Origin of the sequence: Kribbella sp. NPDC023972 (assembly GCF_040639075.1) — a bacterium.
Taxonomy (GTDB): Bacteria; Actinomycetota; Actinomycetes; order Propionibacteriales; family Kribbellaceae; genus Kribbella.
The window spans coordinates 453,116-479,213 of record NZ_JBEZZH010000006.1; the positions used below are offsets into that span (position 1 = coordinate 453,116).

The 26,098-nt window shown below is 68.3% G+C and carries 26 protein-coding genes; 9 read left to right on the forward strand and 17 right to left on the reverse strand.

Features of this window, described 5'->3' with window-relative positions:
* Positions 1-12 precede the first annotated feature (12 nt).
* Positions 13-729: an HAD family hydrolase gene (locus AB0F43_RS25570; RefSeq protein ID WP_360481667.1), complete on the reverse strand. Its 717-nt coding sequence runs from the start codon at positions 727-729 to the stop codon at positions 13-15.
* A 54-nt stretch (positions 730-783) separates the two neighbouring features.
* The gene (locus tag AB0F43_RS25575) at positions 784-2,145 is read right to left on the reverse strand and encodes a CPBP family intramembrane glutamic endopeptidase (protein WP_360481670.1); all 1,362 of its coding nucleotides are present in this window, start codon (positions 2,143-2,145) and stop codon (positions 784-786) included.
* Positions 2,146-2,196: 51 nt separating this feature from the next.
* On the opposite strand from AB0F43_RS25575, the gene AB0F43_RS25580 reads away from it, so the two are divergent.
* Complete coding sequence (locus tag AB0F43_RS25580; protein ID WP_360481673.1) at positions 2,197-3,162, forward strand: Dyp-type peroxidase; 966 nt, start codon at positions 2,197-2,199, stop codon at positions 3,160-3,162.
* A 33-nt stretch (positions 3,163-3,195) separates the two neighbouring features.
* Here the strand turns inward: AB0F43_RS25580 and AB0F43_RS25585 are convergent, their stop codons facing one another.
* Both AB0F43_RS25585 and AB0F43_RS25590 read right to left on the reverse strand, forming a co-directional pair.
* Positions 3,196-3,708 carry a hypothetical protein gene (locus AB0F43_RS25585; protein WP_360481676.1) on the reverse strand — a complete coding sequence of 171 codons (513 nt, stop codon included), beginning with the start codon at positions 3,706-3,708 and terminating at the stop codon, positions 3,196-3,198.
* Between the two features lie 24 nt (positions 3,709-3,732).
* A complete protein-coding gene (locus AB0F43_RS25590) occupies positions 3,733-4,656 on the reverse strand; it encodes a hypothetical protein (RefSeq protein ID WP_360481679.1) in 924 nt (307 codons plus the stop codon).
* A gap of 100 nt (positions 4,657-4,756) precedes the next feature.
* Here AB0F43_RS25590 and AB0F43_RS25595 point away from each other — a divergent pair, with 100 nt between their 5' ends.
* The 4 genes from AB0F43_RS25595 (at position 4,757) to AB0F43_RS25610 (ending at position 8,864) form a co-directional block, all read left to right on the forward strand.
* Positions 4,757-6,292 (forward strand): ATP-dependent DNA ligase, encoded by a 1,536-nt coding sequence (locus tag AB0F43_RS25595; protein WP_360481682.1) that lies wholly within the window; start codon positions 4,757-4,759, stop codon positions 6,290-6,292.
* Complete coding sequence (locus tag AB0F43_RS25600) at positions 6,285-6,968, forward strand: class I SAM-dependent methyltransferase (RefSeq protein ID WP_360481685.1); 684 nt, start codon at positions 6,285-6,287, stop codon at positions 6,966-6,968. The genes AB0F43_RS25595 and AB0F43_RS25600 overlap by 8 nt, the downstream gene beginning before the upstream one ends.
* Positions 6,969-7,136: 168 nt before the next feature.
* Positions 7,137-7,961: a phosphotransferase gene (locus AB0F43_RS25605; RefSeq protein WP_360481688.1), complete on the forward strand. Its 825-nt coding sequence runs from the start codon at positions 7,137-7,139 to the stop codon at positions 7,959-7,961.
* 33 nt (positions 7,962-7,994) lie between these two features.
* A complete protein-coding gene (locus AB0F43_RS25610) occupies positions 7,995-8,864 on the forward strand; it encodes a helix-turn-helix transcriptional regulator (protein WP_360481691.1) in 870 nt (289 codons plus the stop codon).
* A 595-nt stretch (positions 8,865-9,459) separates the two neighbouring features.
* Here AB0F43_RS25610 and ctaD read toward each other — a convergent pair.
* The 5 genes from ctaD to AB0F43_RS25635 form a co-directional block, all read right to left on the reverse strand.
* The gene (ctaD, locus tag AB0F43_RS25615) at positions 9,460-11,244 is read right to left on the reverse strand and encodes a cytochrome c oxidase subunit I (protein WP_360481694.1); all 1,785 of its coding nucleotides are present in this window, start codon (positions 11,242-11,244) and stop codon (positions 9,460-9,462) included.
* Positions 11,245-11,368: 124 nt separating this feature from the next.
* Positions 11,369-11,899: a type 1 glutamine amidotransferase domain-containing protein gene (locus tag AB0F43_RS25620; protein ID WP_360481697.1), complete on the reverse strand. Its 531-nt coding sequence runs from the start codon at positions 11,897-11,899 to the stop codon at positions 11,369-11,371.
* Positions 11,900-11,962: 63 nt separating this feature from the next.
* The gene (locus AB0F43_RS25625) at positions 11,963-12,763 is read right to left on the reverse strand and encodes an LLM class flavin-dependent oxidoreductase (RefSeq protein ID WP_360481700.1); all 801 of its coding nucleotides are present in this window, start codon (positions 12,761-12,763) and stop codon (positions 11,963-11,965) included.
* Positions 12,760-13,575 (reverse strand): alpha/beta hydrolase, encoded by an 816-nt coding sequence (locus AB0F43_RS25630; protein WP_360481703.1) that lies wholly within the window; start codon positions 13,573-13,575, stop codon positions 12,760-12,762. Before AB0F43_RS25630 ends, AB0F43_RS25625 begins: the two co-directional genes overlap by 4 nt.
* Positions 13,576-13,786: 211 nt before the next feature.
* Positions 13,787-15,820, reverse strand: coding sequence for a DUF1906 domain-containing protein (locus AB0F43_RS25635; RefSeq protein WP_360481705.1), 2,034 nt, complete (start codon positions 15,818-15,820; stop codon positions 13,787-13,789).
* A gap of 209 nt (positions 15,821-16,029) precedes the next feature.
* Between AB0F43_RS25635 and AB0F43_RS25640 the strand changes: the two genes are divergently transcribed.
* Both AB0F43_RS25640 and AB0F43_RS25645 read left to right on the forward strand, forming a co-directional pair.
* Positions 16,030-16,605, forward strand: coding sequence for a TetR/AcrR family transcriptional regulator (locus tag AB0F43_RS25640; RefSeq protein WP_360481708.1), 576 nt, complete (start codon positions 16,030-16,032; stop codon positions 16,603-16,605).
* Positions 16,606-16,673: 68 nt separating this feature from the next.
* Positions 16,674-17,843 (forward strand): Cmx/CmrA family chloramphenicol efflux MFS transporter, encoded by a 1,170-nt coding sequence (locus AB0F43_RS25645; protein ID WP_360481711.1) that lies wholly within the window; start codon positions 16,674-16,676, stop codon positions 17,841-17,843.
* On the opposite strand, the gene AB0F43_RS25650 is transcribed toward AB0F43_RS25645, so the two are convergent.
* Positions 17,831-18,625, reverse strand: a complete 795-nt coding sequence (locus tag AB0F43_RS25650) for a TIGR02569 family protein (RefSeq protein ID WP_360481713.1) — start codon at positions 18,623-18,625, stop codon at positions 17,831-17,833. The two genes, AB0F43_RS25645 and AB0F43_RS25650, sit on opposite strands and share 13 nt — an antisense overlap.
* 27 nt (positions 18,626-18,652) lie before the next feature.
* Complete coding sequence (ngcE, locus tag AB0F43_RS25655) at positions 18,653-20,074, reverse strand: N-acetylglucosamine/diacetylchitobiose ABC transporter substrate-binding protein (protein WP_360481716.1); 1,422 nt, start codon at positions 20,072-20,074, stop codon at positions 18,653-18,655.
* A gap of 214 nt (positions 20,075-20,288) precedes the next feature.
* Between ngcE and lexA the strand changes: the two genes are divergently transcribed.
* Positions 20,289-20,942 (forward strand): transcriptional repressor LexA, encoded by a 654-nt coding sequence (gene lexA, locus AB0F43_RS25660; protein WP_360481719.1) that lies wholly within the window; start codon positions 20,289-20,291, stop codon positions 20,940-20,942.
* 3 nt (positions 20,943-20,945) lie between these two features.
* On the opposite strand, the gene AB0F43_RS25665 is transcribed toward lexA, so the two are convergent.
* Positions 20,946-21,383: an SRPBCC family protein gene (locus tag AB0F43_RS25665; protein WP_360481722.1), complete on the reverse strand. Its 438-nt coding sequence runs from the start codon at positions 21,381-21,383 to the stop codon at positions 20,946-20,948.
* 88 nt (positions 21,384-21,471) lie between these two features.
* Between AB0F43_RS25665 and AB0F43_RS25670 the strand changes: the two genes are divergently transcribed.
* Positions 21,472-21,867: an FAD-dependent monooxygenase gene (locus AB0F43_RS25670; RefSeq protein ID WP_360481725.1), complete on the forward strand. Its 396-nt coding sequence runs from the start codon at positions 21,472-21,474 to the stop codon at positions 21,865-21,867.
* A 218-nt stretch (positions 21,868-22,085) separates the two neighbouring features.
* Here AB0F43_RS25670 and AB0F43_RS25675 read toward each other — a convergent pair whose 3' ends face one another.
* The 5 genes from AB0F43_RS25675 to AB0F43_RS25695 all read right to left on the reverse strand — a co-directional run bounded on the left by AB0F43_RS25675 (position 22,086) and on the right by AB0F43_RS25695 (position 26,015).
* Positions 22,086-23,279 (reverse strand): acyltransferase, encoded by a 1,194-nt coding sequence (locus tag AB0F43_RS25675; protein ID WP_360481728.1) that lies wholly within the window; start codon positions 23,277-23,279, stop codon positions 22,086-22,088.
* Positions 23,280-23,318: 39 nt separating this feature from the next.
* The gene (locus AB0F43_RS25680; protein WP_360481731.1) at positions 23,319-24,518 is read right to left on the reverse strand and encodes a sigma-70 family RNA polymerase sigma factor; all 1,200 of its coding nucleotides are present in this window, start codon (positions 24,516-24,518) and stop codon (positions 23,319-23,321) included.
* Positions 24,515-24,856, reverse strand: a complete 342-nt coding sequence (locus AB0F43_RS25685; protein WP_360481734.1) for a YciI family protein — start codon at positions 24,854-24,856, stop codon at positions 24,515-24,517. The genes AB0F43_RS25680 and AB0F43_RS25685 overlap by 4 nt, the downstream gene beginning before the upstream one ends.
* Positions 24,857-24,883: 27 nt before the next feature.
* On the reverse strand, positions 24,884-25,282 hold the full coding sequence (locus tag AB0F43_RS25690) for a VOC family protein (RefSeq protein WP_360481737.1): 399 nt from the start codon (positions 25,280-25,282) through the stop codon (positions 24,884-24,886).
* 67 nt (positions 25,283-25,349) lie between these two features.
* The gene (locus AB0F43_RS25695) at positions 25,350-26,015 is read right to left on the reverse strand and encodes a metalloregulator ArsR/SmtB family transcription factor (RefSeq protein ID WP_360481740.1); all 666 of its coding nucleotides are present in this window, start codon (positions 26,013-26,015) and stop codon (positions 25,350-25,352) included.
* Positions 26,016-26,098: the final 83 nt, after the last annotated feature.

Below are 26,098 nucleotides of genomic sequence, written 5' to 3' on the forward strand. Positions count from 1 at the left end.
TGACGAGACGGTTCAGGCGGCGGCTTCGTTCCAGCTGTCGATCAGCGCGGGCAGCGCTGAGAGCCGGTGGACCGTCGCGTCCGGCGTCCCCTCGGTGTGGCCGATCTGCTCGACCGGGATCGCGCTGTGCGGGATGTGAGCAGCCCGCATGCCGACGTTCTGCGCGCCCCAGACGTCGTCGAACAGCCGGTCACCGACGAACAGGCACCGGCCCGGATCGGTCACCTCGACCGCGTGCATCGCGGCCAGGAACGCCTCCGGGTGCGGCTTGGTGTACGGGATCTCACTGGTGTAGACCGCGCCGTCCAGCAACTCCAGTACGCCGTCGCGCGCGAAGATCTCCTCGTGCCGCCGGCGCGACCAGATCGTGTTCGACAGCACTCCGAGCTTGAGCCCGCGGGCCTGGAGCTCCCGCAGTGTCTCGACCGCGTCCGGCTCGAGCTCGGTGTGCGGGTGCCATTGACGCTCGTACTCCGCCAGTGCCGCCGGGGTCATCACCACGTCGGCCAGCAGGCAGACCTCCTCGAGCGTGCTGCTCCGGTGCTCGTCGCGGGAGCGCAGCCAGACCGTTCCCTCCGCCTTGACCAGCCGCTCCGCGAGCTCGTCCGCCCGGGCGTCGTCGATCAACTCCGCCACCGACCGCCAGACGGAGTACAGGTCGATGTCGTGCCAGGTCGCCAGCGTGCCGCCCCAGTCGAACAGGACGGCCTCGATCTTCACGTTCGTCACAGCGGACACCTTGCCAGACCGGGCCGACAGTTCTCTCCCGGTTTTTCGCCCGGCTCAGCTGACCCGGGCGACCCGGTTGCGCTTGGCCAGCCAGACGATCGCGACGGCGTACAGCGCCAGGCAGGGCACGTCGACGAGCAGCAGGGTCCACGGCGCTCCGCCCTGCTCGTCCCAGCCGTCCAGCTGACCCATTGCCGCAGGCAACAAAAAGGCGAACAGGTTGTTCAGCGCGTGCACCGAGATGGCCGCCTCCAGTCCCCCGGTCCGGACGGTCAGCCAGCCGATCGTCATCGCGAACACGAAGATGTCCGCCATCGCCCAGCCGGTGTACCCGTGCGCCGACACGAACACCACGCTGCTGATCACGATGCCGGGCCACGGCGTACGCAACGCTGCTTTCAGCCAGCGCGCGCGACCGTCCACCTGGTCCGGTCCGTAGGAGCCGACCGCCTGGATCAGCCAGCCGCGGAACACGAACTCCTCCGCCGCCGACTGGAACGGGACCAGGAAGATGATCACCAGCGCCGGTACGACGAACGCGCCGAGACCGACCCACGAGCCGTCGTCGGTCCCGACCGGGTCCTGGCTCGGGAAGATCTGCTCGACCAGGATGCCGAGCGCGTAGGAGAGCACCAGGTAGCCGAGGCCGGGCAGGCAGCACAGCAGCAGCCAGCGCCAGCGGATCCGGTTGAGCACGGAGGCGACGCTGAACCACGGGCGGCGTTGCACGAGCCAGGCGGTGAACAACACGACCGGCGTCAGGATGCCGAGCATCACCAGGGTGACGGCGAGATTCTCGGTGTCGCTCGGGAAGAGGTCGTTGCCCTGCGGCTCGCTGAACTCGCCGGTGATCATGCTGTGGACGAGTTCCCAGCCGATGAGCACGACCGCGGTGAGGACGACCGCTCCCGCAGCGAGGAACAGTGTGCCGGCGACCGGGCGCCACCACCGGTGCTTCGCGTTCCGGCCCAGGCGGTGGTACGGGGTGCTGGGTGGTGCCGCGACGACGCTGGGTTCGCGCTCCGCGAACTGGCCTGGGTACGGCGGCGGCGCACCCCACGGCGGCGGCTGCTCAGGCGACCAGAACGGCGGCTGCCCGGGCGGCGGATACTGACCACCCGGCGGCGGATAGTGGCTCGGAGGCGGGTACTGGCCGGGCTGATGGTACGGACCCGGGGGTGGGTACTGGCCCGGCGGCGGATAGTGGCCGGGCGGCGGGTACTGGCCAGGCTGTGGGTATTGGCCGGGCTGTGGATAGGCGCCCGGCTGGGGGTACGGAGGCTGCTGACCGGGAGGCTGCTGATTCGGCGGCTGCTGGTACGGACCCGCGGGCGGGTAAGGCCCCTGCTGCGGGTGGGGTGCCGGGGGTGGGTGCTGACCCGGCTGCGAGGATTGGCCGGGCTGTTGCGGGTCCATGAGTGGACTCTAGAAGATCCGGACAAGTCGTACGCGGAGGAGAGCCAAGTGGTGACTGATCCGACCCCAGGACCGACCGCGTCAACGCGAGTACTGCCGCAGTCGGTGCTGATGCCGTTGACCGGCTCGGCGATCTTCCTGGTGGTGCGGATCGAGTCCGGCGGTGAGGAGAAGACCCGCGACCTGCTCGAGCGGGTCAGCGGTCTCACCCGTTCGGTCGGCTTCCGCGTGCCGGCCGGCAACCTGTCCTGCGTGACGAGTATCGGTTCCGACGCGTGGGACCGGCTGTTCAGCGGCCCGCGTCCGGCCGAACTGCACCCGTTGGCGGAACTTCACGGCGCGAAGCATCATGCGCCTTCCACACCCGGCGACCTGCTGTTCCACATCCGCGCCGCCCACCTGGACCAGTGCTTCGAGCTCGCCGGCCAGATCATGAACGTGCTCGACGGCGCCGCGACCGTGGTCGACGAGGTGCACGGGTTCAAGTACTTCGAGATGCGCGACCTGCTCGGTTTCGTCGACGGCACCGAGAACCCGACCGGCGCCGAGGCCGAGGACGCCGTACTGATCGGAGCCGAGGACCCGGACTTCGCAGGTGGCAGCTACGTCATCGTGCAGAAGTACCTGCACGACCTGAAGGCATGGAACGCGCTCACGGTCGAGCAGCAGGAGCACGTGGTCGGCCGGACCAAGCTGGACGACATCGAGCTGGCCGATGACGTGAAGCCGTCCAACGCACACATCGCGCTGAACGTGATCGAGGACGAAGACGGCAACGAGCTGCAGATCCTGCGCGACAACATGCCGTTCGGCACGATCGGGTCGCAGGAGTTCGGCACCTACTTCATCGGCTACGCGAAGTCCCCGTCGGTCACCGAGCTGATGCTGCGCCGGATGTTCATCGGCGAGCCCGAGGGCAACCACGACCGCATCCTCGACTTCTCCACCGCGGTCACCGGCACCCTGTTCTTCACCCCGTCGGCCGCCTTCCTCGACGACCTCCCGCCGGCTCCCTGACCCACCCTGAGGGGCAGGGAGCCGGGGGAAGACTCACTCCCCGAACGGCGGATCGTCGTCGTAGCTGGACCAGCGGTAGTTCACCTGGTCCGCGAACGTCGCCGGCACCTTGCCGAGCCCCTTGATCACTGTCGAGGTCCCGTTCGCGTGCGCGACGGCGTACAGGTAACCGGACCTGGTGTGCTTGTCGATGCCGAGGAGGAGCGAACCGTACTGGCCGCACCGGTTGACGTTCAAGGTCTCGAACCCTTGCCAGGTGGCCGACCGCACGATCTTCACGATCGGCTTCATCGGCGAGCTGAGCGGGACCCGGACCGTGTAGAGCGCGCCGCCGCGGGTGTTCACCAGCAGCGTGTCGTACGTCGACGTGCGGCTGATCAGCGCGACCGCCTTCACCGCCGAGAACCCGGCGAACGAGCCGGCCGCCTTCCAGACGGGCTGGCCGTTGACGGGCTGGATGAACCAGCGGAACAGTACGCCGTCGTCGCGGAGGGCGTACGCGCGGTCGAAGCCTGAGCCGCCGGCCAAGGCGAGCGGGCATCCCATGGTTCCCCCAAACTCAGTAGTGACCTATTCGCCGAAGATCGGCGGGCCGGCCCAAGGGACGCCGGTCCAGCGGAAGTGGATCGGGTCGTCGAACGTGCCCGGGACCTTTCCCAGACCCTTGATCACCGTCGACGTACCGTTCGCGTGGCCGACGGCGTACACGTAGGCGTTGGAGGTGTCCTTGTCGATACCGGTCAGCAACAAGCCGTACTGACCGCACTTCTCCGCGACCAGAGACTCGAAGCCCTGCCAGGTGCCGGTGCGGACGACCTTCACGATCGGCTTCATCGGCGAGGTGATCGGGATCCGGATCGTGTAGAGCGCTCCACCGCGGGTGGTCGCCAGGAAGGTGTCATAAGTGCGGGTCTGGCTGATCAGGGTCATCGCCTTGACCGCGGCGAACCCCGAGTACGAGCCGGCTGCGCGCCAGGTCCCGTTGTCCGACCGCCAGCGGAACAACATGCCGTCGCTGCGCAGTCCGTAGTAGTGGGTGTGGCCTACCGGGTTCGGTTTCGCGCCCTCGTCGTACGTCGACTTCTCGAAGTAGGTGAACTTGTCCCAGCCGCCGCCGATCCGGGTGAAGTGCACCTTCGGATCCGAGCCGCCGGTGCGGTAGATCACCTCGTACATGGTCGAGTTGAGCACTACCTCGCCGTAGTGCGCCCAGGTGGCTGGTACCTCCGGCTCGATCACCCAGGTGCTGTGCAGCCGGGCGACGCCGTCCGCGAACCGGTCCACGGCCACTGTGGCCTTTGAACCGGCGGTGGGCGGTGTGGTGGCCGTGATCCGGCGGGACAGATGGTCGCCTCCGGTGTTCACCGATCCCAGGGACATCTCACAGGTCGCTGCGACACCGGCTGGTGTGGCTGTGCTCGTCGGCACGGCGTACGCCGGTGTGGTCGTGAGGCCCACGAGCAACGTGGCCAGTGCGGCTCGTCCGAGCATCATGGTCGTCCTCCCAGAGCAGACCGTTTGTCTCCTTGATGCGTAAGCCGCCGGGAAAGTTGTGGAGCCCGAAAGTGTCGGCGCGATGGGTGAGACTGGAGTCATGTTGCTCACCGATGTGGTCGAGACGTCGGCCGCGCTGGCCGGGACCCGGTCGCGCCTGAAGAAGGCCGAGTTCATCGCCGGGCTGCTGACCACTGCGACCGATCCGCTGGAGACCGAGATCGCGGTGACGTACCTGTCCGGCGAGCTGCGGCAGCGCCGGACCGGGGTGGGCTGGCGGACGCTGATGAACGCGCCGGAGCCGGCCGAGACGCCGTCGCTGACGGTCGAGGAGGTCGATCGCGCGTTCGCGGAGCTCGCCGAGATGGCCGGGGCCGGGTCTCAGGCGCGGCGGCGGGAGGCGATCGACGCGCTGTTCGGCCGGGCGACCGAGGCCGAGCAGCGGTTTCTGCGGTTACTCGTCGGCGGGGAGCTGCGGCAGGGCGCGCTGGACGGGGTGATGGCCGACGCGGTCGCGCGGGCGACCGGGATCCCGCTGGAGAAGATCCGCGCGGCGACCATGTTGCGTGGTGCGGCCGCTCCGGTGGCGGTCGCCGTACTGACCGAGGGAGAGGCCGGGCTGGCGCAGTTCGGGCTGGAGGTCGGGCGTGGCGTGCAGCCGATGCTCGCGCAGTCCGCGACCAGCGTCGCCGAGGCGCTCGGCAAGACCGGTACGCCGGCCGCCCTCGAGTGGAAGCTGGACGGGATCCGGATCCAGGCCCACCGCGATGGTTCGAAGGTCGTCGTCTACACCCGGACGCTCGACGACATCACCGTGCGGGTGCCCGAGGTGGTGGACGCCGTCCTCGCGCTGGATGCGGAGCAGGTCGTGCTCGACGGTGAGCTGATCGCGCTCCGGGCCGGTGGCCGGCCGGAGCCGTTCCAGGTGACGGGTTCACGGACGGCGACGCGGGCGGCGACCGGGCCGGAGTCCGTGCCGTTGACGCCGTACTTCTTCGACATCATCCATCAGGACGGGCAGGACTTGCTCGGGCTCGACGGTGCCGCGCGGCACGAGTGGCTGAGCAAGCTCATCCCCGAGGAGCAGCGGATCCCCCGGCTCGTGACCGCCGACGCCGACGCCGCGCACGAGTTCTTCCTGGACGCGGTGAAGCGCGGGCACGAGGGCGTGATGGTGAAGTCCCTGACGGTGCCGTACGAAGCCGGCCGGCGCGGGTCCGGCTGGGTGAAGGTGAAGCAGACACACACACTGGACCTGCTCGTGCTGGCGGCCGAGTGGGGTCACGGGCGCCGGACCGGCTGGCTGTCGAACCTGCACCTGGGCGCTCGCGACTCGGACACCGGTGAGTTCGTGATGCTCGGCAAGACCTTCAAGGGGCTGACGGACGAGCTGCTGCGCTGGCAGACCGAACGCTTCCAGGAGCTGGAGGTACGCCGCGACGAGTACACGGTGTACCTGCGGCCGGAAGTGGTGGTGGAGATCGCCTTCGACGGCGTGCAGACCTCCCCGCGGTACCCGGCCGGCATGGCGTTGCGCTTCGCGCGAGTACTGCGTTATCGCGAGGACAAGTCGCCCGATGAGGTTGATACCGTGCAGACCGTCAGAGCGATTCACGAAGGTGGTGCGGATGGGTGAGCCGGCGGAGGATCCGGATCTCGTGGCGCGGCGGATCGCGCGCGAGTCCCTGGACCAGGACGACCCCACGGGCTGGTTCGAGCGGCTCTACTCGGCCGCGTCGGAAGGCGCCGCGGTGGTGCCGTGGGATCGGGGTACGGCGCATCCGCTGCTGACCGAGTGGGTCGAGGAGTCGGGGCCGGACGGGACCGGTAAGACCGCCCTGATCGTCGGTGCCGGGACCGGATGGGACGCGGAGCTGATCGCCGACCTCGGGTACGACACAACGGCCTTCGACATCTCGCCCTCAGCGGTCCAGGCGGCGCAGCGCAACCACCCTGACTCCAAGGTGCACTACGTCACCGCTGACCTGCTCGCGCCGCCGGCCGAGTGGCATCGTGCCTTCGACCTGGTGGTCGAGATCTACACCGTGCAGGCGCTGCCGATCGAGCTGCAGCCGGCCGCGATCAAACAGGTCGGCGAACCGGTAGCCCCCGGCGGCACGCTTCTCGTCATCGCCGCAGCCCGCGCCGACGACGTACCCGACGACGCCATCGAAGGCCCGCCCTGGCCCCTCACCCGAGCCGCCATCGACTCCTTCGCCACGGCCGACCTCCAGCTCATCCAGCTCACCAAGTCCCCTAGCCCCGCGGATCCGAGCATTTACCGCTGGCGAGCCGAGTACCTCCGCGACTAGGTCGTGTCTGGTAATTCAGCGCCGTCGCGAGCAGGTGCCGAGTGCCGCGCAGTAGGCGGGGAATTGCCAGACACGGCCTAAACCGGCTCGACACGGGCGGGTGCGGCCAGCAGACTGCGCTGAATGGGTTCGCCATGGGGTCGGGTTGAGCGGTTGGATGCTGAGCGGGTGGCCGCTCAGTTGGCTGAGGAGACCGGCGTACGGCTGATCGTGGAGGGGCCGTGCTCCGGTGGGGAGGTCGGGGCTGCCTTCGTGCGGTGGCCTGACGGCCGGCGTTCGGTGCTGAAATGGCGGCCAGGCACGCGGCTCGAGGATCTGCAGGCCGGACCGATCGCGGTGTCCGAGGCCGTGCGCGCGACGGGTGCTCCGGTGCCGGAGACGCAGTTGGCCGTGCAGCTCGGGTCCGCGATCGCCACGGTGCAGGAACTGTTGCCTGGGGCACCGATCACTCGGCTGGACCCACAGGGACTCGAGCAGGCGCTGGCGTTCAACGAGCTGCAGGCTGGCCGGCTCGCGAACCGACCCGACATCCCTTCGCTGGAGTTGTTCTTGCGCGACGACGGTCCAGGGTTCTGCCTCCATGGTCCGCTCCGGGCGCACAGTCGCCGTACTGCACGGCTCGACGACTGGATCAGGAAGATAGGCGCCGAGCAACCCGGACCGCTGCAGGGCGACGATGCGGTCCACGTGGACTTCCACCCGGGCAACCTGCTGGCCATCGGCGGCACGATCACCGGTGTCATCGACTGGGACGGGGCAGGTCGCGGCGATCGCCGGTTCGACCTGGTCACTCTGCGCTTCGGCGTACACACCGACGATCATGTCCACGAGGTCGTCGCGCGGCTGGACGCCGTACTCGATGCCTTTCCAGTCGACGTACTCCGACCGCTCTGGGCGCATATGAGCCTGCGCATGGTCGACTGGGCGATCCGGCACTTCACGCCCGCCGATGTCGACCACTGGCTGGACCTTGCGGAGTCTCGAACAGACTAGAACATATGTTCGATAGTGCTGTAGGGTGGCTGCATGGCGGGGAACGGTGAGGTTGGCCCGACAGCGCTGCGGATGATGCTCGGCAGTCATCTGCGACGGCTGCGTGAGCGAGCGGGGGTGAGCCGGGCGGACGCCGGATGGGCGATCCGGGCGTCGGAGTCGAAGATCAGCCGGCTCGAGCTCGGCCGGGTCGGGTTCAAGCAACGCGACGTCGAGGATCTGCTCAGCCTGTACGGCGTGACCGAAACGCGCGAGCGGGAGCGCCTACTGGAGCTGGCCCGCGAGGCGAACAACCGCGGCTGGTGGCATCGGTACGGCGACGTCACGCCGGACTGGTTCGACGCCTACCTCGGGCTGGAGGCGGCGGCCGAGCTGATCCGGACGTACGAGATCCAGTTCGTGCCCGGGCTGCTGCAGACCGCTGACTACGCCCGGGCCGTCGCGCGGCTCACCCCGGAGGGCGCCCGCTCGGAGGACGAGGTCGAACGCGTCGTCGCCCTCCGCACCCGGCGCCAGCGCGTCCTCGATCGCGAGCCGCCGTTGAAGCTCTGGGCCGTCATCGAGGAGTCCGTGCTGCTCCGCCCGATCGGCGGGCGCCAGGTGCTCCGCGATCAGCTCGACGCGCTCCGCTCGGCCGTCGAACGCCCGAACATCACCGTCCAGATCATCCCGATCGACAACCCCGGCCACCCAGCCGGCGGCGGTGCCTTCACCATCCTGCGCTTCCCCCAGCGCGACCTCCCCGACATCGTCTACCTGGAGCACCTCACCAGCGCCCTCTACCTCGACAAACGCGAAGACGTCGACACCTACACCCAAACCCTCAACCTCCTCGCCTCCACCGGCCCCCCGCCCCAACAAACCCACCACCACCTGACAACCCTCCTCAACCGCCTGCCCTGACCACGAACTCCAGGAAGCGGGCCCATTGGGCGGGTAGCCAGGCTGATCGTGGTTGCTCGTGAGCGTGGTTGTGCGGCCCGCACCGCCGGGAGGTTCGCGCCTGCATGCGTGCCCAGCGGACAGCTGGACCGTGCGGTGAACGTGCCTGCGCCAGCATGCGCTGACCACGGGGCAGCCGGTCCGTGCGATGAGCATGCCTGCCCCGGCATACGCCGACCACCGGCCAAGCCGGACCGTCCGGTGAGCATGCCCGCGCCGGCATAACCGACCACCAGACAGCCGGTCCGTGCGGCGAGCATGCCTGCCCCGGCATACGCCGATCACCGGGCAGCTGGTCCGTGCGGTGAACGTGCCTGCGCCGGCATGCGCTGAAGGCCGGGGCTCGGGCGCTGGCGCTGTCGGGGCGCGGCTGCGGGCTGGTGGGCGGCTGCGGGGTCGGCAGTCGAGCGTGCTGGTGCGCCAGCGGCCTCCCCCCGCCGCAGCGGCAGATGCTGCCCGGCCGCGGCGTGAGCGCGGGCAACAGGTGCGGCTGGTGAGCTGGGGTGGCCAGAGGCTGGCGCTGGACCCTCCAACCCTGCGCGTGCGGTGGGCGGCGTTAGGCGTCTTTGTCGGGCGGGGATTGGGACTGCGCTTGGGATCTGAGGTACTCGGTGCGGCCTTGGTCTTCGGGGGCGTCCAGCAGGTTGTCGGCGGGTGCCCGGTTGTCGGGGTACTCGGCGAGGGCTACGTCGGGGTGGTGGAAGTCGAAGGCGGGGCTCTCGGACCGGATCCGCGGCAGCCGCTCGAAGTTGTGCCGCGGCGGCGGCGAACTGGTCGCCCACTCCAGCGACCGACCCCAGCCCCACGGGTCGTCGACACCGACCAGCGGGGACTTGCGCGACTTGTAGACGTTGTAGAGGAACGGCAGTGTCGAGATCCCGAGCACGGTCGCGCCGACCGTCGAGACCTGATGCAAGAGCGTGAAGCCTTCGTTCGCGCCGTACGTCGCATAGCGCCGCGGCATGCCCTCGACACCGAGCCAGTGCTGCACCAGGAAGGTCGTGTGGAACCCGAGGAACAGCAGCCAGAAGTGCAGCTTGCCGAGCCGCTCGTCGAGCATCCGGCCGGTCATCTTCGGCCACCAGAAGTAGAAGCCGGCGAACATCGCGAACACCACCGTGCCGAACACGACGTAGTGGAAGTGCGCGACCACGAAGTACGAGTCGTTGAGCTGGTAGTCCAGCGCCGGCGAGGCCAGGATGATCCCGGTCAGGCCGCCGAACAGGAACGTCACCAGGAACCCGACGCTCCACAGCATCGGGGTGTCCATCGATACCGAGCCGCCCCAGATGGTGCCGATCCAGTTGAAGAACTTCACCCCGGTCGGGACCGCGATGAGGAACGTCATGAAGGAGAAGAACGGCAGGTTCACTCCCCCGGTGGCGAACATGTGGTGGGCCCAGACCGCGATCGACAGCACGCCGATCCCCAAGGTCGCGGCCACAAGTCCGTAGTACCCGAAGATCGGTTTGCGGCTGAACACCGGCAGGATCTCGGTGATGATGCCGAAGAACGGCAACGCGATGATGTAGACCTCGGGGTGCCCGAAGAACCAGAACAGGTGCTGCCACAGCAGCGCACCACCGTTGGCCGCGGTGTAGACCTGGGCGCCGAGGGCGCGGTCCGCCTCGAGCATCAGCAAGGCGGCGGCGAGGATCGGGAAGGCGATCAGCACCAGGATCGACGTGACCAGCACGTTCCAGCAGAAGATCGGCATCCGGAACATCGTCATCCCCGGTGCCCGCATGGTGATGATCGTCGTGACGAAGTTGACGCCACCGAGGATCGTGCCGAGGCCGGCCATCCACAGACCCATCACCCACAGGTCGCCGCCGACGCCGGGTGACCGCTCCGAGGTGGACAGCGGCGCGTACGCCGTCCAGCCGAAGTCGGCCGCGCCTTCCGGAGTGAGGAACGCCCCCATCGTGATCAGCCCGCCGAACAGGAACAGCCAATAACTGAACATGTTCAGCCGCGGGAACGCGACATCGGGCGCGCCGAGCTGGACCGGCATGATCACGTTCGCGAACCCGACGAACAGCGGAGTCGCGAACAGCAGCAGCATGATCGTGCCGTGCATGGTGAAGAGCTGGTTGTAGACCTCCTCGTTCACGAACTGCAGCCGCGGTTCGGCCAGCTCGGCGCGGATGATCAACGCCATCACACCGGCGACCAGGAAGAACGCGAACGACGTGACGAGGTACAGCTGACCGATCACCTTGTGGTCGGTCGTGGACAGCAGCCGGCCGATCACCTGCCCGAGCGGCCGCCGCGCCGTCCCGGCGGCTAGCGGCGGGCCCGTGCGTTCGGTGATCCCGGTCCGTTCGCTGACACTCGCCATGCGCCCTCCCGTGCCCCCACTCCGCGCCCGGAGTACTCGCGCTTTCTTCGATTAGACACCCGTCCGCGCCACGACAACAGAGGCACCGTCGTGACGCTCCGTGTTCGGTACGACTCCGCAGCGGCTAGCCGACGGCTTCGAGCAGCGTCTTGGTGAAGGCGGCGAGGTCATCCGGCTTGCGGCTGGTGACCAGGTTGCCGTCGGTCACGACCGTCTCGTCGACCCAGTTCGCGCCGGCGTTGCGCAGGTCGGTCTGCAGGCTGGGCCAGGACGTCACCGTTCGGCCGCGGACCACGTCCGCCTCGATCAGCGTCCACGGAGCGTGACAGATCGCCGCCACCGGCTTGCCGGACTCCACGAACGATTTCACGAACCCGACTGCCCCGGAGTCCAGCCGCAGCGCGTCCGGATTCGCCACGCCACCAGGCAGCACCAGCGCCGCGAAGTCGTCCACCGAGGCATCGCCCACAGGCTGGTCGACGGGCTTCTTCTCTGCCGCCGTCAGGTGGTCGAACGTCTGCACCTCACCGCTCTCAGGGCTGAGCAGCACCGGCTGGTGACCGGCGTCGGAGACCGCCTGCCACGGCTCGGTCAGTTCGACGCGCTCGATCCCTTCCTTCGCGACGAGGAACGCGATCTTCTTGCTGTCTGCCATGCCGATTTCACTCCTCTCGCTATCCACCCGCCGGGTACCCGATCCCCCACCGGCCACACGTCCTCAGCGCGGCGGTCCGTCCGCAACCACAACTCGTACGTCGGACAACCGCAACTCAGGATCGAAGTCGGTCAGGCACCACGTCGCACCCGCCGCGGCATATGGTCGGACGTCGGCCGACGGTGGCAGCGCGATGACGATGTCGAAGTCGTCGAGTGATCCGCGTTCGGCCGACACCGCCGCGACGGCGGCTGCGACCTGGTCCGGCGAAGTCAGGTTCACCGGGAAGTAGCCGTCGTACCGGGCTGCGCGTCGGATCGGCTTGAGGTTGCCGGGGAAGCCGGCGCCCCAGATCGGGATCCGGCCCGCCACCGGGCGTGGCTCGAAGCGGACCGAGTCGACCAGGTAGTGCTTGCCGCGATGGACGACCGTCTCCCCCGACCAGCCGGCGGTCAGGATCTGCAGGCACTCGTCCAGTTGCTCGGCCCGCACCCGGTCGTCGACCTCGTCACCCGACCGCGAGAACTCCCCCGCGAACCGGTCGCCGCCCAGGCCGACGCCGAGGATCAGCCGGCCGGCGCTCAGCACGTCCAATGTCGTTGTCTCGCGCAACAGTTTGACCGGGCGGCGACGCGCCACCGGGGTGACCATCGGCCCGATCCGCAGCCGCTCGGTCGCGACGGCGATCGCGGACAACGTGATCCAGGGGTCCGCCACCGCGGAGATGGGCGGCCGCCACCAGAGCTGGTCCCAGACGAACATCCCGTCCCAGCCCGCCTCCTCCGCCGACGCCGCCAGCCGCGCGACGACCCGCGGATCGGCCAACTCGTCGAACAGCGGAACCCACACCGCGTACCGCATCATCGCTCCCCGGTGCGCTGAACGACGGCGTCGACGAACTCGTCCCACAACGCCTCCGGCACGCCATGCCCAGCCCCCTTCAACACGACGAGGGACGAACCAGGCACCGCGTCACGCACCGCCTCCCCGTGGGCCAGCGGAAGCAGCGGATCCAGCTCACCGTGAATCACCAGGACCGGCATGGTCAGATCACCGAACCCACCATGTTCGGGCCCGTCGAATGACATCGCGTAATGATTGGTCAGCGACGCCTCGAAATCACGAGCGCGCGCCATGTCTCGTCGTACCAACTCCCGCGTCGCCTCGACGTCGCAGAGCGGGCCAAGCTCGGCAACGGTCGACCGTACGACGTACTCCTCCACGGCGGCCGCGTCCGTGAAGTCGGGACGCTCGAAGTGGGGCACATCGGCCGGCGGAAGGTCGTCGGCCCCGGTCGACGTCGACACGAATGTCACCGATGCAACCCTCGTAGGATTGTCGACACCGAGCACCAATCCGACACCGCCAGACATCGACTGAGCGACCACATGGACCCGCTCGATGCCCAAGGCATCGATCAGCCCCACCGCGTCAGCGGCCAGATCCCGCATCGAGTACCCGGGCCGGCCGGGCGGGTACGACGTGGATCGCCCGGTGTCGCGCTGGTCGTAGCGGATCACGTACCGCCCGCGGTCGGCCAGCCGAAGGCACAACTCCGACGGCCACCAGAGCATGGACGCCGACGCGCCGTGGATCAGCAGGACCGCTGGGTCGGCCGGGTCACCGAAGGTTTCCGCGCACAGTTCCACACCGTTGACTGAATTGAGCTTCTCCATACCCAAGACGCTAGGACGCATCGATCATCACGAAAAGCGATTGCTTCCGATCAGGACAAACGCGTAGACCAACGGAGCTGGTACCACGAGCTCGAGCCGTCTCTGCCGCCGCGGGAGATTTTCCTGCTGTGGCAGGCCGGCCGCACGCACTCGCCACTCGAGGCACATGCCATCGAGATCGGGCAGAGTGTGGCGGCCGGCCTGTCGCGCGTCAGCTGACGGTCAGCACCTTCGACGCTGTCTGCGTGCCCTGGTGGTCGGCGTCGGCCAGCCACACCACGCGGTAGGTGTACGTGCCACGCGCCGTCGGCTTGATACTGAACGCGAACTTGCCGTTCGTGGCCAGCTTGCCCGTCGTCACCGCGACCCAACTCGTCCCCGAGCGCCGCTGCAGGTAGGCGGTCATGCCCGCGTGCGGCGGGTTCAGGTAGCCGTACAGCGCCGCCGACTGCCCGAGCGTGATCGCGCCCGGGACCAGGTACGCCGACATCGCAGGCTGCACCTGGACCAGCAGGGCAGCACTCCGCGTCCCCAGCAGACTGGTCGACCCGTCGTAGCCCCACATGTAATACGTCGACACGCTCGGCTTCTGCGCCGAAGTCACCACACCGTTGGCGTCCGACGTGAACTGACCGGCTACTGACCACTTCGTAGCGGTCTTCGCCTTCGAGTAGAGGACGACCGGTACGCCGGCCAGCTTGGCCCCGTCGTTGATCCGGGTCACCGTCGTGCTCAGCGTTGTGGCCCGGGTGTACATGATCGTGGTCGCACTGGCCGTGATCGTGGACTTCGTGCCGATCAGCCGGGTGTCGACGCCCGGTCCGATCTTGCCGGTGCCGTCCTTCACGAACGCCCGGTAGGCGTAGCTGGCGGAGTTCGGCAGCCCCGTGACGGTGTACTGACTCGCCGTCCCGTTGTAGATCGCCGCACCGGAGGTCGGCAGCGGCGGTGGGGTGTTACCCGAGGCGCCGCGGACGACGATCTGGCCGAGCGTGGTGTTCGCCGGCGCGGTCCAGCGCAGCGTCGCGGAACCCGCCGAGCCGGTGGCACTGAAGCTGCTGACCGGTGGCGGCGGGGCGGTGAGATCGACCCAGTTCTTGTCGATGTTGACCGTCACACCACCGTTGGTCTCGCTGACGTTGCCCTGGTACTGGTGCACCCGCTGGTGGTTGGTCCAGTACGTCGACGGGATGAACCTGCTCGTGCCGACCGGCGTCGAGCCCCAGTGTGCGAACCACAGGTTGTCCGGCCGCGTGTACGCCGTACTGCTGTAAACGCTCGCCAGGTCGACTCCGCCGGAGCCGGCTGCGACGTACGCACCACCGACATACCCGCGCGCGTTGAGCTCCTGCGTCCAGCCGCTCAGGTACGAAAGCACCGAGGCCTTGCAGTCGGCCGTGGACGTGTAGCCCTCGATGTCGCTGTAGATCGCGCTGCGCTGGGCGAAGCCAAGCGCCTGCGCGGCCGCCACGGCGTTGGCCGCGGCTGCCTTGCCCTGCGCGAGCGCGGTGGCCGGGACGGTCGACATCTTGCTGCGGAAGTTCGTGCACGGCGCCTGCATGCCGACGTCGATCAGCAGAAACTGCCAACCCTTGCTCGCATTGGTGGCGACCCAGTCCGTGGTCAGGTTCGGCTGGTCGCACCCGCGCAGGTCGCCGCTGATGTAGATGCCGACAGCCTTGTAGGTCGGCGACCAGGCGTCCATGGTCGCCTGGCTCGGCGCCGCGCAGGTGTCGAAGGCGTAGCCGTTGAAGTTGCCAGTAGCAACCACAGACGGCGCGACCGCGGCCGGCTGAACAGCCTGTGCGGACTTGGACTTCGCCACCACCCGGCCGCTGGCCAGGACGTCGTTCGCCGCCTGCTCGTCACCCGGTGCGTAGTAGGCGGTCGCCAGTACGCCGGCACCTTGCACAACGCGGCGCAGCAGGCCCGGCGTGGACTCCCGGGCGGAGGTCAGCGGCTCGAGCACGATCCCCTGGCTGCGGCCGACCAAGTGGGCGGGGCAGTCGGCCTGGGCGGTACTGCGACCGAGGTACACGGCCGGGCGGTCGAACCGGACACAAGCGGTCGGATTGGCGGCGAGGTCGACGACCGGCCAGCTGGCCGGCACCTTCACCTCGTAGCCGCGGTAGGAAACGGTCTTCGTCTCATCGGCGGCGGCCGGGCGACCGGTGGTCACTACTGCGGCCACTCCGGCGACCAGGGCGAGGGCGAGCACCACCACCCCGGGTCGATACAGCCTCACAAAAGCTCCTCACTTCGGCGGACGGCCGGTCCCGAAAGCGCACAGAGCTCCCCAGTCCCAACCCGGATCCCCAGTCAAGGCGAGTGCCGGCCGCTCTGTCGAAGAGCTTCCGGCACTCGCCTCGATCCGCACATGCTATCGATGCCGCTCAGCCGGGCCCGGGCCGCCATTTTGGATCGATCGGTCTATAACGTGTTAGAGTCGTCCGCATGGCGAGGCCGAGGATGTTCGACGAGGATCGCGCGCTGGATGCCGCGATGAAGTTGTTCTGGACGTTCGGCTACGAGGGCACGTCGACTCAGGACCTGTGCGAGGCCACCGGGCTGGGCCGGAGCAGCATCTACAACACGTTCGCCAGCAAGCGCGACCTGTTCGACCGGTCACTGCGGCACTACATGGAGACCAGGACGGCGACCCAACTCGAGCTCATCCAGCGCAGCGACCTGCCGATCCGGGAGCGCGTCCGCCGGATCCTGTGGGACGCGGTCGATCCCGACCCGGCCGACCCGCTCGGGTGCCTGGTGGTCAACACGCTCGTCGAGCTCGCACCGCACGACCCGGAGGTCGCCGAGCTACTCGAGCGGGACCATGCCGTCAAGACTCATGCGCTCACCACTGCGTTCCGTGCCGCGCAGGCCGCTGGCGAGGTCGACGCCGGCCACGACCCCGCCGCGCTCGCCGACTACGTTTTCGTCGTCCTGAGTGGACTGCGGGTGTCAGCCCGCGCGGGAGCGACGCGCGCGAGCCAAGCGGCGGTTGTCACCTCCGCACTCCGAACGTTCTGATCAACCCCCATCCCTCAGTGACACCCGCGCTCGTTTTGCACTGATTGATCCAATATGAGAGGAACCCGATGCCGCTCGCTGTCTATGTCCTCGGCCTGGCCATCTTCGCCCAGGGCACGTCCGAACTGATGCTGGCCGGCCTGCTGCCCGAGCTCGCCCGCGACCTGGGGGTGTCGATCCCGGCCGCCGGCCTGCTCATCTCCGCGTTCGCGGCCGGCATGTTGCTCGGCGCTCCGATCCTCGCCGTCCTCACGCTGCGCTGGTCCCGCCGTACGGCGCTGCTGGCCTTCCTCGCCGTCTTCGCGGTCACACATGTCGTGGGCGCGCTCACGCCCGGGTATGGCGTGCTGGTGGCAACCCGGGTCGTCGGAGCCTTCGTGTACGCCGGATTCTGGGCCGTCGCCGCGGTTACCGCGGTGGGACTGGCCGGGCCGCAGGCGCGCGCCAAGGCGATGAGCATCGTCGCCGGCGGCCTCACGATTGCCACCATCGTCGGCCTCCCAGCCGGGACCGTCATCGGTCAGCACCTCGGCTGGCGGGCCGCGTTCTGGGCCGTCGCCGGATTGTCGACAATCGCCATGCTTGGTGTGATCGCGACGATCCCCGGCGTGCACGCAGACACAGACAGCACGCCGGAACTCCGTCGGGAACTGCGCGCCATGGTGGACCCGGAGCTCTGGCTCGCGTACGCCACCACTGCTCTGTCGACCGGTGCGATTCTGGTCGTGTTCGCCTACCTCTCTCCCCTGCTGACCGACTCGACCGGCTTGTCCGCCGCGTGGGTCCCGGTCGTCCTCGCCCTGTACGGCGTAGGCGCGCTGGCCGGGATCACGGTCGGCGGCCGGACCGCTGACGCGCGCCCCTTCGCGACCCTGCGGATCGGCCTGACCGGTCTCATCGGCGCCTTCGCCGTTCTCGCGGTGTGGGCCGGGACGGCGTGGATCGCCGTACCCGCCATCGTTGCCTTCGGCGCCTTCGGGTTCGCCAACAATCCGGCGGTGAACTCACGGGTGTTCGCGGTGGCCGGATCGGCGCCGACGCTGGCGGCGGCCGGCAACATCTCGGCCTTCAACGTCGGGATCACCGCCGGACCGTGGCTCGGCGGGCTGGCCATCGACGCCGGCGCCGGCTACCCCTCGGTGGCCTGGATCGGCGCGGTGCTCGGAGTGCTTGCCCTGGGCACCGTCCTCATGGCGAGCCGGCGGACGATCGAGGCCCGCGAGCCTCAGCGGGTGTAGCGGAGAGCCAGCTCGACGACGGGTTGGTAGGCGTTGTGGTGAGCCTGCGTCCAGGTGTGGGCAGCGTCCTCGGTGGTCATGCGGTAGATCAGGGCGCGGACGAGCATCTGACCCCACTCCGGGAGATGGGCCCAGCGGGCGGCCAGGTCGGGTTTGCCGTCGTACCAGCAGAGGGCGTCGACCACCGCGACGGCCGCCGCCCACGGCGGTGGACGCCAGTACACCGGCCAGTCGATGATCGCGGGCGGCAGTCCGTTCGCGAACATCACGTTCCCGAGCAGGTCCCCGTGCACTACCTGCGCCGCCAAGTCCACCGGCCGCCGCGCTTTGATCAGCCGTCCCACGAGTTCCCGGTACGCCGGACTGCCGCCGACCGGTAGTTCCTCCCAGGCAACGCGGTCGCCGTACGTCCACGGGTCGTCCCGCACGTCAAGGAACTCCGGCCGAGGCAGCTCCGCAACCGCCTCGTGAAACACCTGCCCAGCCTTCAGTACGTCGTCCGGCCGCCGCACGTCGGTCGCCCCGACCAGCAACTCAGACGCCTCCCACCCGTTGACGACCCAGTCACCACCCGCGGCTGGCACGGGCCGAGCCACTCGGAAGCCCAACCCCTCAGGCAAGGCCGCCAGCACCTCGGCCCGCCAGATCGCCTCCACCACAAACCTGGCCGGCTTCAACACCACCTCCCCCACCCGCCAGGTCTCGCCCTGCCCGCCCGGCAGAAGCACAGCCTCACCCGACAGGCCGAAGGCGGTCAGCACATGGTTCGGTGGAGAGCTCACGCGCCCGATCGTAGGCCTGGCTGGCGCCTAGGAGCGGGTCTGCTTCTTCGTGCCCGGGTCCTTCGCGGTGTCGTCGGCGAGCTTCTGCATGCGGTTGCAGAACTCGTCGGCGTTGATCCTGGCGGCGGCCAGCTCGGCGAAGATGCTGCGAGACGGCTTGTCCATCGTCGAGTACCAGGCGGCGAAGTACGTCGACCAGTTGTTCTCACCGCCGGACTTCAGCAGCGCGTCGGACGAGGCGGCGCCCGGGCTCAGCTTCACGCCCTCGGTCGCACCCTTCACGATGGTCGGCGAGCCGGTCAGCTCGGTGAACTTGCCGGCCGCCTCCTTCGACAGCATGATCCGCAGATACTCCAGCCCACCGGCCTTGTTCTTCGCCTTCGCCGGGACGATGAAGTTCTCACCGGCCGCGATCCGCGCGCAGTCGACCGGCAGCTTGGCACCGTCGAGCAGCGGCGTGTACGTCGCGGTCGTCTCGAAGTCCTTCGGCGCCACCGTCTTCTGCTCGTTCTCCAGCCACGAACCGGACGGGATGAACGCCGCCTTCCCCTGGTTCCAGGCCGTCTGGGACTGGATGTGGTCCAGGCCCTCGGTGCCCTGCATGATGTAGCCCTTGCCCTTGAGCTCCAGCAGAGCCTCGGCCGCCATCTTGATCGACTCGTGCTTCCACGCGTTCGGCTCGAGGCCGTCGATCGCCTTGATCACGTCGTGACCGCCGTGCTTGACGGCCATGTCCATCACGACGCCGCCGATGTAGTTGCCGTGCTTGCCCTGGTGGGCGAGCGGCGCGATCCCGGCCTTCTTGATCTCCTCGCACAGCGCGAGGAACTCGGTCCACGTCTTGGCCGGCTCCCAGCCGTGCTTGGTGAACAACGGCTTGTTGTACCAGATGGCGTACACGGTCAGGACGTACTCGAGGACGAGCGGCTTGCCGTTCAGCATCGCCGCCTCGAGCGCGATCGGCTCGAGCGTGTCGCGGACATTCTTGTTCGCGTCGTCGATCGCGGGCGCGTCGAACAGCTCGGTCAGGTCGGCCAGTTGGCCGCTGGTGGCCAGCGTCGACATCGGCAGCAGCGAGGCGCCGGAGTTGTCGATCACGTCCGGCGGGTTGCCACCGTTGAACCGCGGCTGCAGCTGCGGGGTGATGTCGGTGATACCCGCGTGCTTGATGGTCGTCTCGGAGAACTTCTTCTTGTAGAGCTGTTCGTGCGCCTTGGCGTAGTCGTCGCCGTACCCGCCCTTGAAGATCACCACGTCCAGCGGGTCGGATCCCTTCACCCCGAACGGATTGTCGGAGGTCTTCTCCGCGCCGCCACCGCCGCCGGCGCCGGAGTCGCTGCCGCCGCTGGCACAGGCCGACAGCAGCGTGCCGCCGCCGGTGGCCAGCAGCGTGCCGACCGCCGCGCGCTGCAGGAACAGCCGCCGCGACAGGTTGTCAGGAGTGGTCATCGATCCGCCCTTCGAGTTCCTTCACCCAATGGCGGAAAGATCCGTCATTCCCGCCCTGTTCGGGAAGAATTTTTCCTACCTGCCCACTGAAGTCAAGGCTGTTGCCGAATCTTTGCCTTCGGCGACAGCTGAGACCCGGGGTGGAGACGCGAAAAGGGACGAGTACCGCGCGGCGGTGGAGAGGTTGTCGGTGCGGGGTTCTAGCATTCCGCGGGTGACTGATGTGGAGCTGTTCGGGGACCTGGACACGGCGGCGCTGCCGGAGCGGCAGCAGCGGATGCTGGTGGTGATCCGCGACTGGGTGGTGAGGTACGGCTACGCGCCCAGCAGCCGGCAGCTCGGTGACGCGGTCGGGCTGAAGTCGTCCTCGTCGGTGTCCAAGCATCTGGCCAGCCTCGAGGACAAGGGCTTCCTGCGCCGCAGCCCGTCGGTCTCCCGGCCGATCGACGTACGGATGTTCCTGCAGGAGACGGCGACGCGCGAGTCCGGCGAGAACTCGGTGCCGGTGCCCGTGGTCGGCGACATCGCGGCCGGTACGCCGATCGCCGCCATCGAGCACGTCGACGACGTGATGCAGCTGCCGCGTGAGCTGACCGGGCGGGGCAACGTGTTCGGCCTGCGGGTCCGAGGTGAGTCGATGATCGACGCGGCCATCTGCGACGGCGACATCGTCGTGGTCCGGCAGCAGTCCGAGGCGCACTCCGGTCAGATCGTCGCCGCGATGATCGACGAGGAGGCGACGGTCAAGGTGTACCGCCGGCGCAACGGGCACGTGTACCTCGAGCCACGCAACCCGGCGTACGAAGTGATCGACGGGGACAACGCGGTCATCCTCGGCATCGTGGTGTCGGTGCTGCGCAGCGTCTGAGGATCAGACCTCCAGGTTGGTCTTCAGGCGGGCGAGATTGCGCTTCATCTCCTTGCGCGACTGCGGCTTGACCACGAGCGGGACCAGCAGCTTCCCGATCCCGTGTCCCTCGAAGTCGAGATCGATGGTGACCTTGCTGGCCGTGCGGCCGGCGAGCGGTTCGACGGTGACGTCGACCCGTGCCCGGATCGGGCCGTCGATGCCGTGCACCGCCCAGGCGCGCGGAGGATCGAGCACCGTCAGCTCCGAGGTCACCTCCCGCTCACTGCCACCGATGCGGCGGGTGGTGTGACACTTCGATCCGACCTGGACCGGGCCGTCCTCCAGGTGGCCGCCGACCACGTTCTCCTGCCACTCGGGAAACCGGCTCGGGTCGGTGACGTACGCGAACACCTCGTCCGCCGGCCGTTCGACCTCCACCTGCGTCACGATCGACGTCATCTCTGACTCCTTCGTCCGATGGGTCCCTGTGATGATGACGAACGGCGTACCCCTCGAATCGACAGCTTAAGTCGGGAGGTCAGGAAGCGTGGGCGAACGGAAGGCCGTGATCGTCGGAGCCGGGATCGGGGGTCTGGCAGCCGCGATCGCGTTGGGTCGGCGCGGATGGCACGTCACCGTGCTGGAACGGGCGCCGGCGCTCCGGGAGGTCGGTGCGGGCATTTCGCTGTGGCCGAACGCCATACGGGCCCTGGACCTGCTGGGCGTCGGTGATCGGGTCCGCGAGTACGGCGCGGTCGAAGGCGCCGGCGGGTTCCGGGACGCACGGGGACGCTGGCTGTTCCGTTCGGAGCTGCGGACGCGCTATGGGGACTCGTTGATGCTCCGGCGGTCGGTCCTGCTCGACATTCTGAGCTCAGCGGTGCCTGCCGACCGGATCAGGCTGGACACCGAGGTGGCCGTTGACGCGATGCCCACGCGATGACTCCAGACCTCGGCCAGGGCGGTTGCACAGCTCTCGAGGACGCCGTCGAACTCGCCGACGCGCTCGACTCGACCCCAGAGATCTCGCTCGGTCTGGCGCGATACGACCAGCGCCGCCGCCGTCGTACTCAAGCGATCGCCCGTCAGTCAGCCCGAGTCGCCAGCTTCACCCAGGCTTCCGGGCCCCTGACCGCCCTCCTCCGTAACACCGCTGCCCGCCTACTCCCCCAGTCGGTCTTCCTTCGGTCGGTCCGCCCGTTGCTCGACTGGCATGCGCTGCCGCTTCACGCCGAAGAGAGTCGAGACTCCCGGCAGCGTCGACAGGAGCCAGGCCAGGGCGGCTGACACCAGGAAGGCTGCCGGCAGCAGTACGACGTACTTCGTCCACAGCCCGGTGTTCCAGTCGACGACGTAGTACGCGATGAGCAGGATGATCGGTTGGTGGACGAGGAAAAACGGCATCGCGGCGCGGGCCAGCGGTGTCGGGAGTGGTCGCTGGAATGCGGCCAGGCGCATGCCGCCGCCGAGGACGGCGACCAGCCAACCCCACACGGCGAGGGTGATCAGCGGCGAGTACCAGGCATACGGCCACGCATAGCCGGGGTCCTCCCACCAGCCTTCGAGGAAGTCGATGATGCCGGTCGCCACGCCGGTGACGAACGCGCCGATGCCGAGGATGAGCCCCGGTACGGCGTCTCGTCGTACCGCTGCGATCAGTCGGTCGTCCGACAACACGAGGAACCCGACGACGAAGAAGTCGAAGAAGAAAACGAACTCACCCCAGCCGTGCTCCGGGCCCGGCGCGGCCAGCAGCAGAAGGTGGACCGGCACCAGCGGGACCGCGAGCAACAGGATCGTCCCGCGCCGGGTGCAGCGCTCGCCGATCCAGTCGACCAACCGCCTGCCGTGCGGACCGCGCAACCAGAGGAAGACCGGCAGGCCGAGCAGCGCGAACTGCAGCAGGTAGACGAGGAACCACAGGTGGTAAGTGTCCCGAAGCCAGAGCGGCGCGTCACCCCCGAGATCGCTGAAGAACGTCTTCACATCGCCGAGGAACGACGCATCCGACCGGCCCTTGTGGTGTTCCTCGAGGAAGTACTGCGGCGGCGACAGCAGGACGTAGGCGATTACGAACGGCAGCAGCAACCGGAGCAGCCGCTCCCGGACGAACCCGCCCGCGGTCCGCCACCGCAAAGCCAGCCACGCGCCCGCCCCGGACAACAGGAAGAAGAACGCCAAGCCCCACAGCCCGAGGAACGCGATCCCGATCGAGACCCCTTCACTCCGCTCCGCGTTCTTCACGTGCCAATCACCATCGTCGAACGGCCGCAGCGTGTGAAACACGAACACCCCGAACACCGCCAGCACCCGCAACCAGTCCAGATACGAAAGCCGCCCCACCCCTCTATCCATGACGCAAGGATGACCCCTCCCCAGGCCACCGCGCATCGATCAGTGGGACAGCCGTTCCTGGAGGAGATCCCGTTGAGCCGTGTTGGCGGTGAGCGAGACGGCCAGTTCGTCAGCCGCACGAGCATCGGGTTTGCGACCGAGGTCGCGGAGGAACTGGGCACGGGTCGCGTGGAACAGCGGATACGCGCGCAGCGCGGACGAGAGTCGGTCGAGTTCGGCGAGAGCGGTCGGCGTACCTTCGACGTACGACAGGGCGACGGCACGATGCAGTCGGGTGACCGGCGTCGGCTGCAAGGTCACCAGCAGGTCGTACAGCACAAGGATCTGCTCCCAGTCCGTATCGGCCCATGTGGCAGCCTCACTGTGACAGGCCGCGATCGCGGCCTGCAGTTGATACGGGCCTGGAGCGCGGTGGCGCCGGGCGGTCCTGGTCAGCAACGACGTCGCCTCGTCGATCGCCGTACGATCCCACCGGCCGCGGTCCTGGTCCTCGAGCAGCACGAGTCCGCCGTCGTCGGTGAAGCGCGCGGCCGTGCGTGCGCGGTGCAGCCGGATCAGGACAAGCAGCCCGGTCACTTCAGGTTCGTTGGGCAGCAGGCCCTGCAGAAGGGCGGTCAGCCACTCGGCGTCGTCGACCAGGTCGCGTGAGTGCGCCTGCTCGCTCGTGCTGGACAGGTAACCCTCGTTGAACAGCAGGTAGATCACGGTGAGAACTTCGCTCAACCGCTCGGGCAGCTCGTCATCGCGGGGGATCCGGTAGGGAATGCCCGCAGCCGTGATCTTCCGCTTCGCCCGCGTGATCCGCTGCGCGACTGTCGACTCGGAGGTGAGGAACGCGGCCGCGATCTGCGCGGTGGTCAGTCCGCAGACCACTCGCAACGTGAGCGCGACCTGCGCCTCCCGGGCGAGCGCTGGGTGGCAGCAGGTGAAGATCAGCCGGAGGCGGTCTTCGGGCGCAGGCAGCACCGGCCACTGCAGCTGGGCGAGCTTGGCACGGTAGTTCTCCTGTCGGCGCAGGACGTCGAGACCGCGCCGGCGCGCGACCGTGAACAGCCATGCATCGGGCCGGTCGGGGATGCCTTCGGTTGGCCATCGCCGCAAGGCTGTCTCGACCGCGTCCTGCACCAGGTCCTCGGCGGCAGAGAAGTCACCGAGCAAGGACATCAGTGACCCGGCGAGCCGGCCGGCGTGATCACGGACCACGCGGGCCAGCTCGTCCGCAGCGGGGCTGGTGCTCACGACTCGAGTGGACGGATCTCTACGATCGGGCAGGCCGGCCAGGTCTTCACGATCCGCAACGCCTCGTCGAGATCTGCGACCTCGATCTCGGTGAAGCCCGAGATGACCTCCTTGCCTTCCATGAACGGCCCGTCGGTGGTCACCGGTTGCCCGGTGTCGAACCGCACGGTGGTGGCCGTCGCCGGGTGCTGCAACTTGTTGCCGCCGCGGATCTTGTCGGCATGCTCGGCAAACCACTGCCGCACCCGGTCGTAGGCCTGCTCCCGCTCCGCCGGAGCCAGGGCTTCCAGCTCCTTCGCGTACTGCTCGGTCTCGACGAACATCAGAACGTATTTCACACGCGCACCTCCAAGCGCCAGTCTGGCTCAGCTCGCGGGCAGGGAGGCGTACAGATCCACACCGTTCCCGGACGGATCCGCGACCGTCGCGTAACGCATTCCCCACGGCGCGTCGTACGGCTCTTGCAGTCCGCGTACGCCAGCGCCGACGAGCTCGGCGTACGTCTTGTCGACCTCGTCCGGACTTGCGTACTCGAACGTGAGGAACGTCCGGCCGACCGCGGGCGGGGTCCAGTTCGCGGTCACCTTGGACCGCAGATCGTCCGTGTCCAGCATCAGGTGCAACCCGTTCGGCAGGTCGCACCCGGCGTGATCGTCCGGCATGTACGCGTCCCGGACGAACTCGAGTCCGAACCGGCGATAGAACTCGATCGCGGCTCCGAGATCGCTGACGGCGATGTCGATTGCTTTCACAGTGCCCTGCATGACGCTCTCCCTCTGGATGAGAACTGCTTCCATCCAGAAGACGATCGGCAAACCGCCCGATTCGACATCAGGTCTCGCGTTCGATCGGGTGGCCGGTGAGGGCCCACTCGGGGAAGCCGTCCTCGAGGCGGTACGCCGGTCGGCCGTGGGCAGCGAGGATGCGCACGGCCTCGTCGGCGTACACGCAGTACGGGCCGCGGCAGTAGGCCACCACCTCGCCACCGTTGTCGACCTCGTTCAATCGCTCCTGCAGGTGGTGGATCGGTATCGAGATGGCGCCGGGAATGTGGCCCGCCCGGTACTCCGGTTGCGGCCGGACATCCAGTACGACGACATCGCCCGCGCGGAGGCGGTCCCGCAGTTCGTCGCGCGTCATGGTATCCAGCGTTGACCGATCGCCGAGATAGTCCTCCGCCAGGCGTTTCAACCCGGCGACGTGCTCTTCGGCCGCGGATCGCATCGCCTGCCACAGGTTGGCCACCGCGGGACTGGCGAGGGCGTAGTAGCTGCGCGTCCCCGCCCTGCGTTTGCGGACCAGGCCCGAGTGCAGCAGGCGCTGGAGGTGGTGGGATGTGTTCGCTACCGACTGATCGATCTCGGCGGCCAGTTCCTCGACTGGCCGCTCCCCCTGCGCGAGTACGTCGATCAACTCGGCCCGGCGGCCGTTCGCCAATGCCCTGGCCGACTCTGCCAAGGCGTCGTACAGCGCCGCCTTCGCCCGGGGATTCCCCATGCCACCTCCCTGTTCAAGCGATCCCTTGACAATATGGCAGTCGGCGGAGTCTTATTCAAGAAGTTCTTTGAATAACTCGGGGG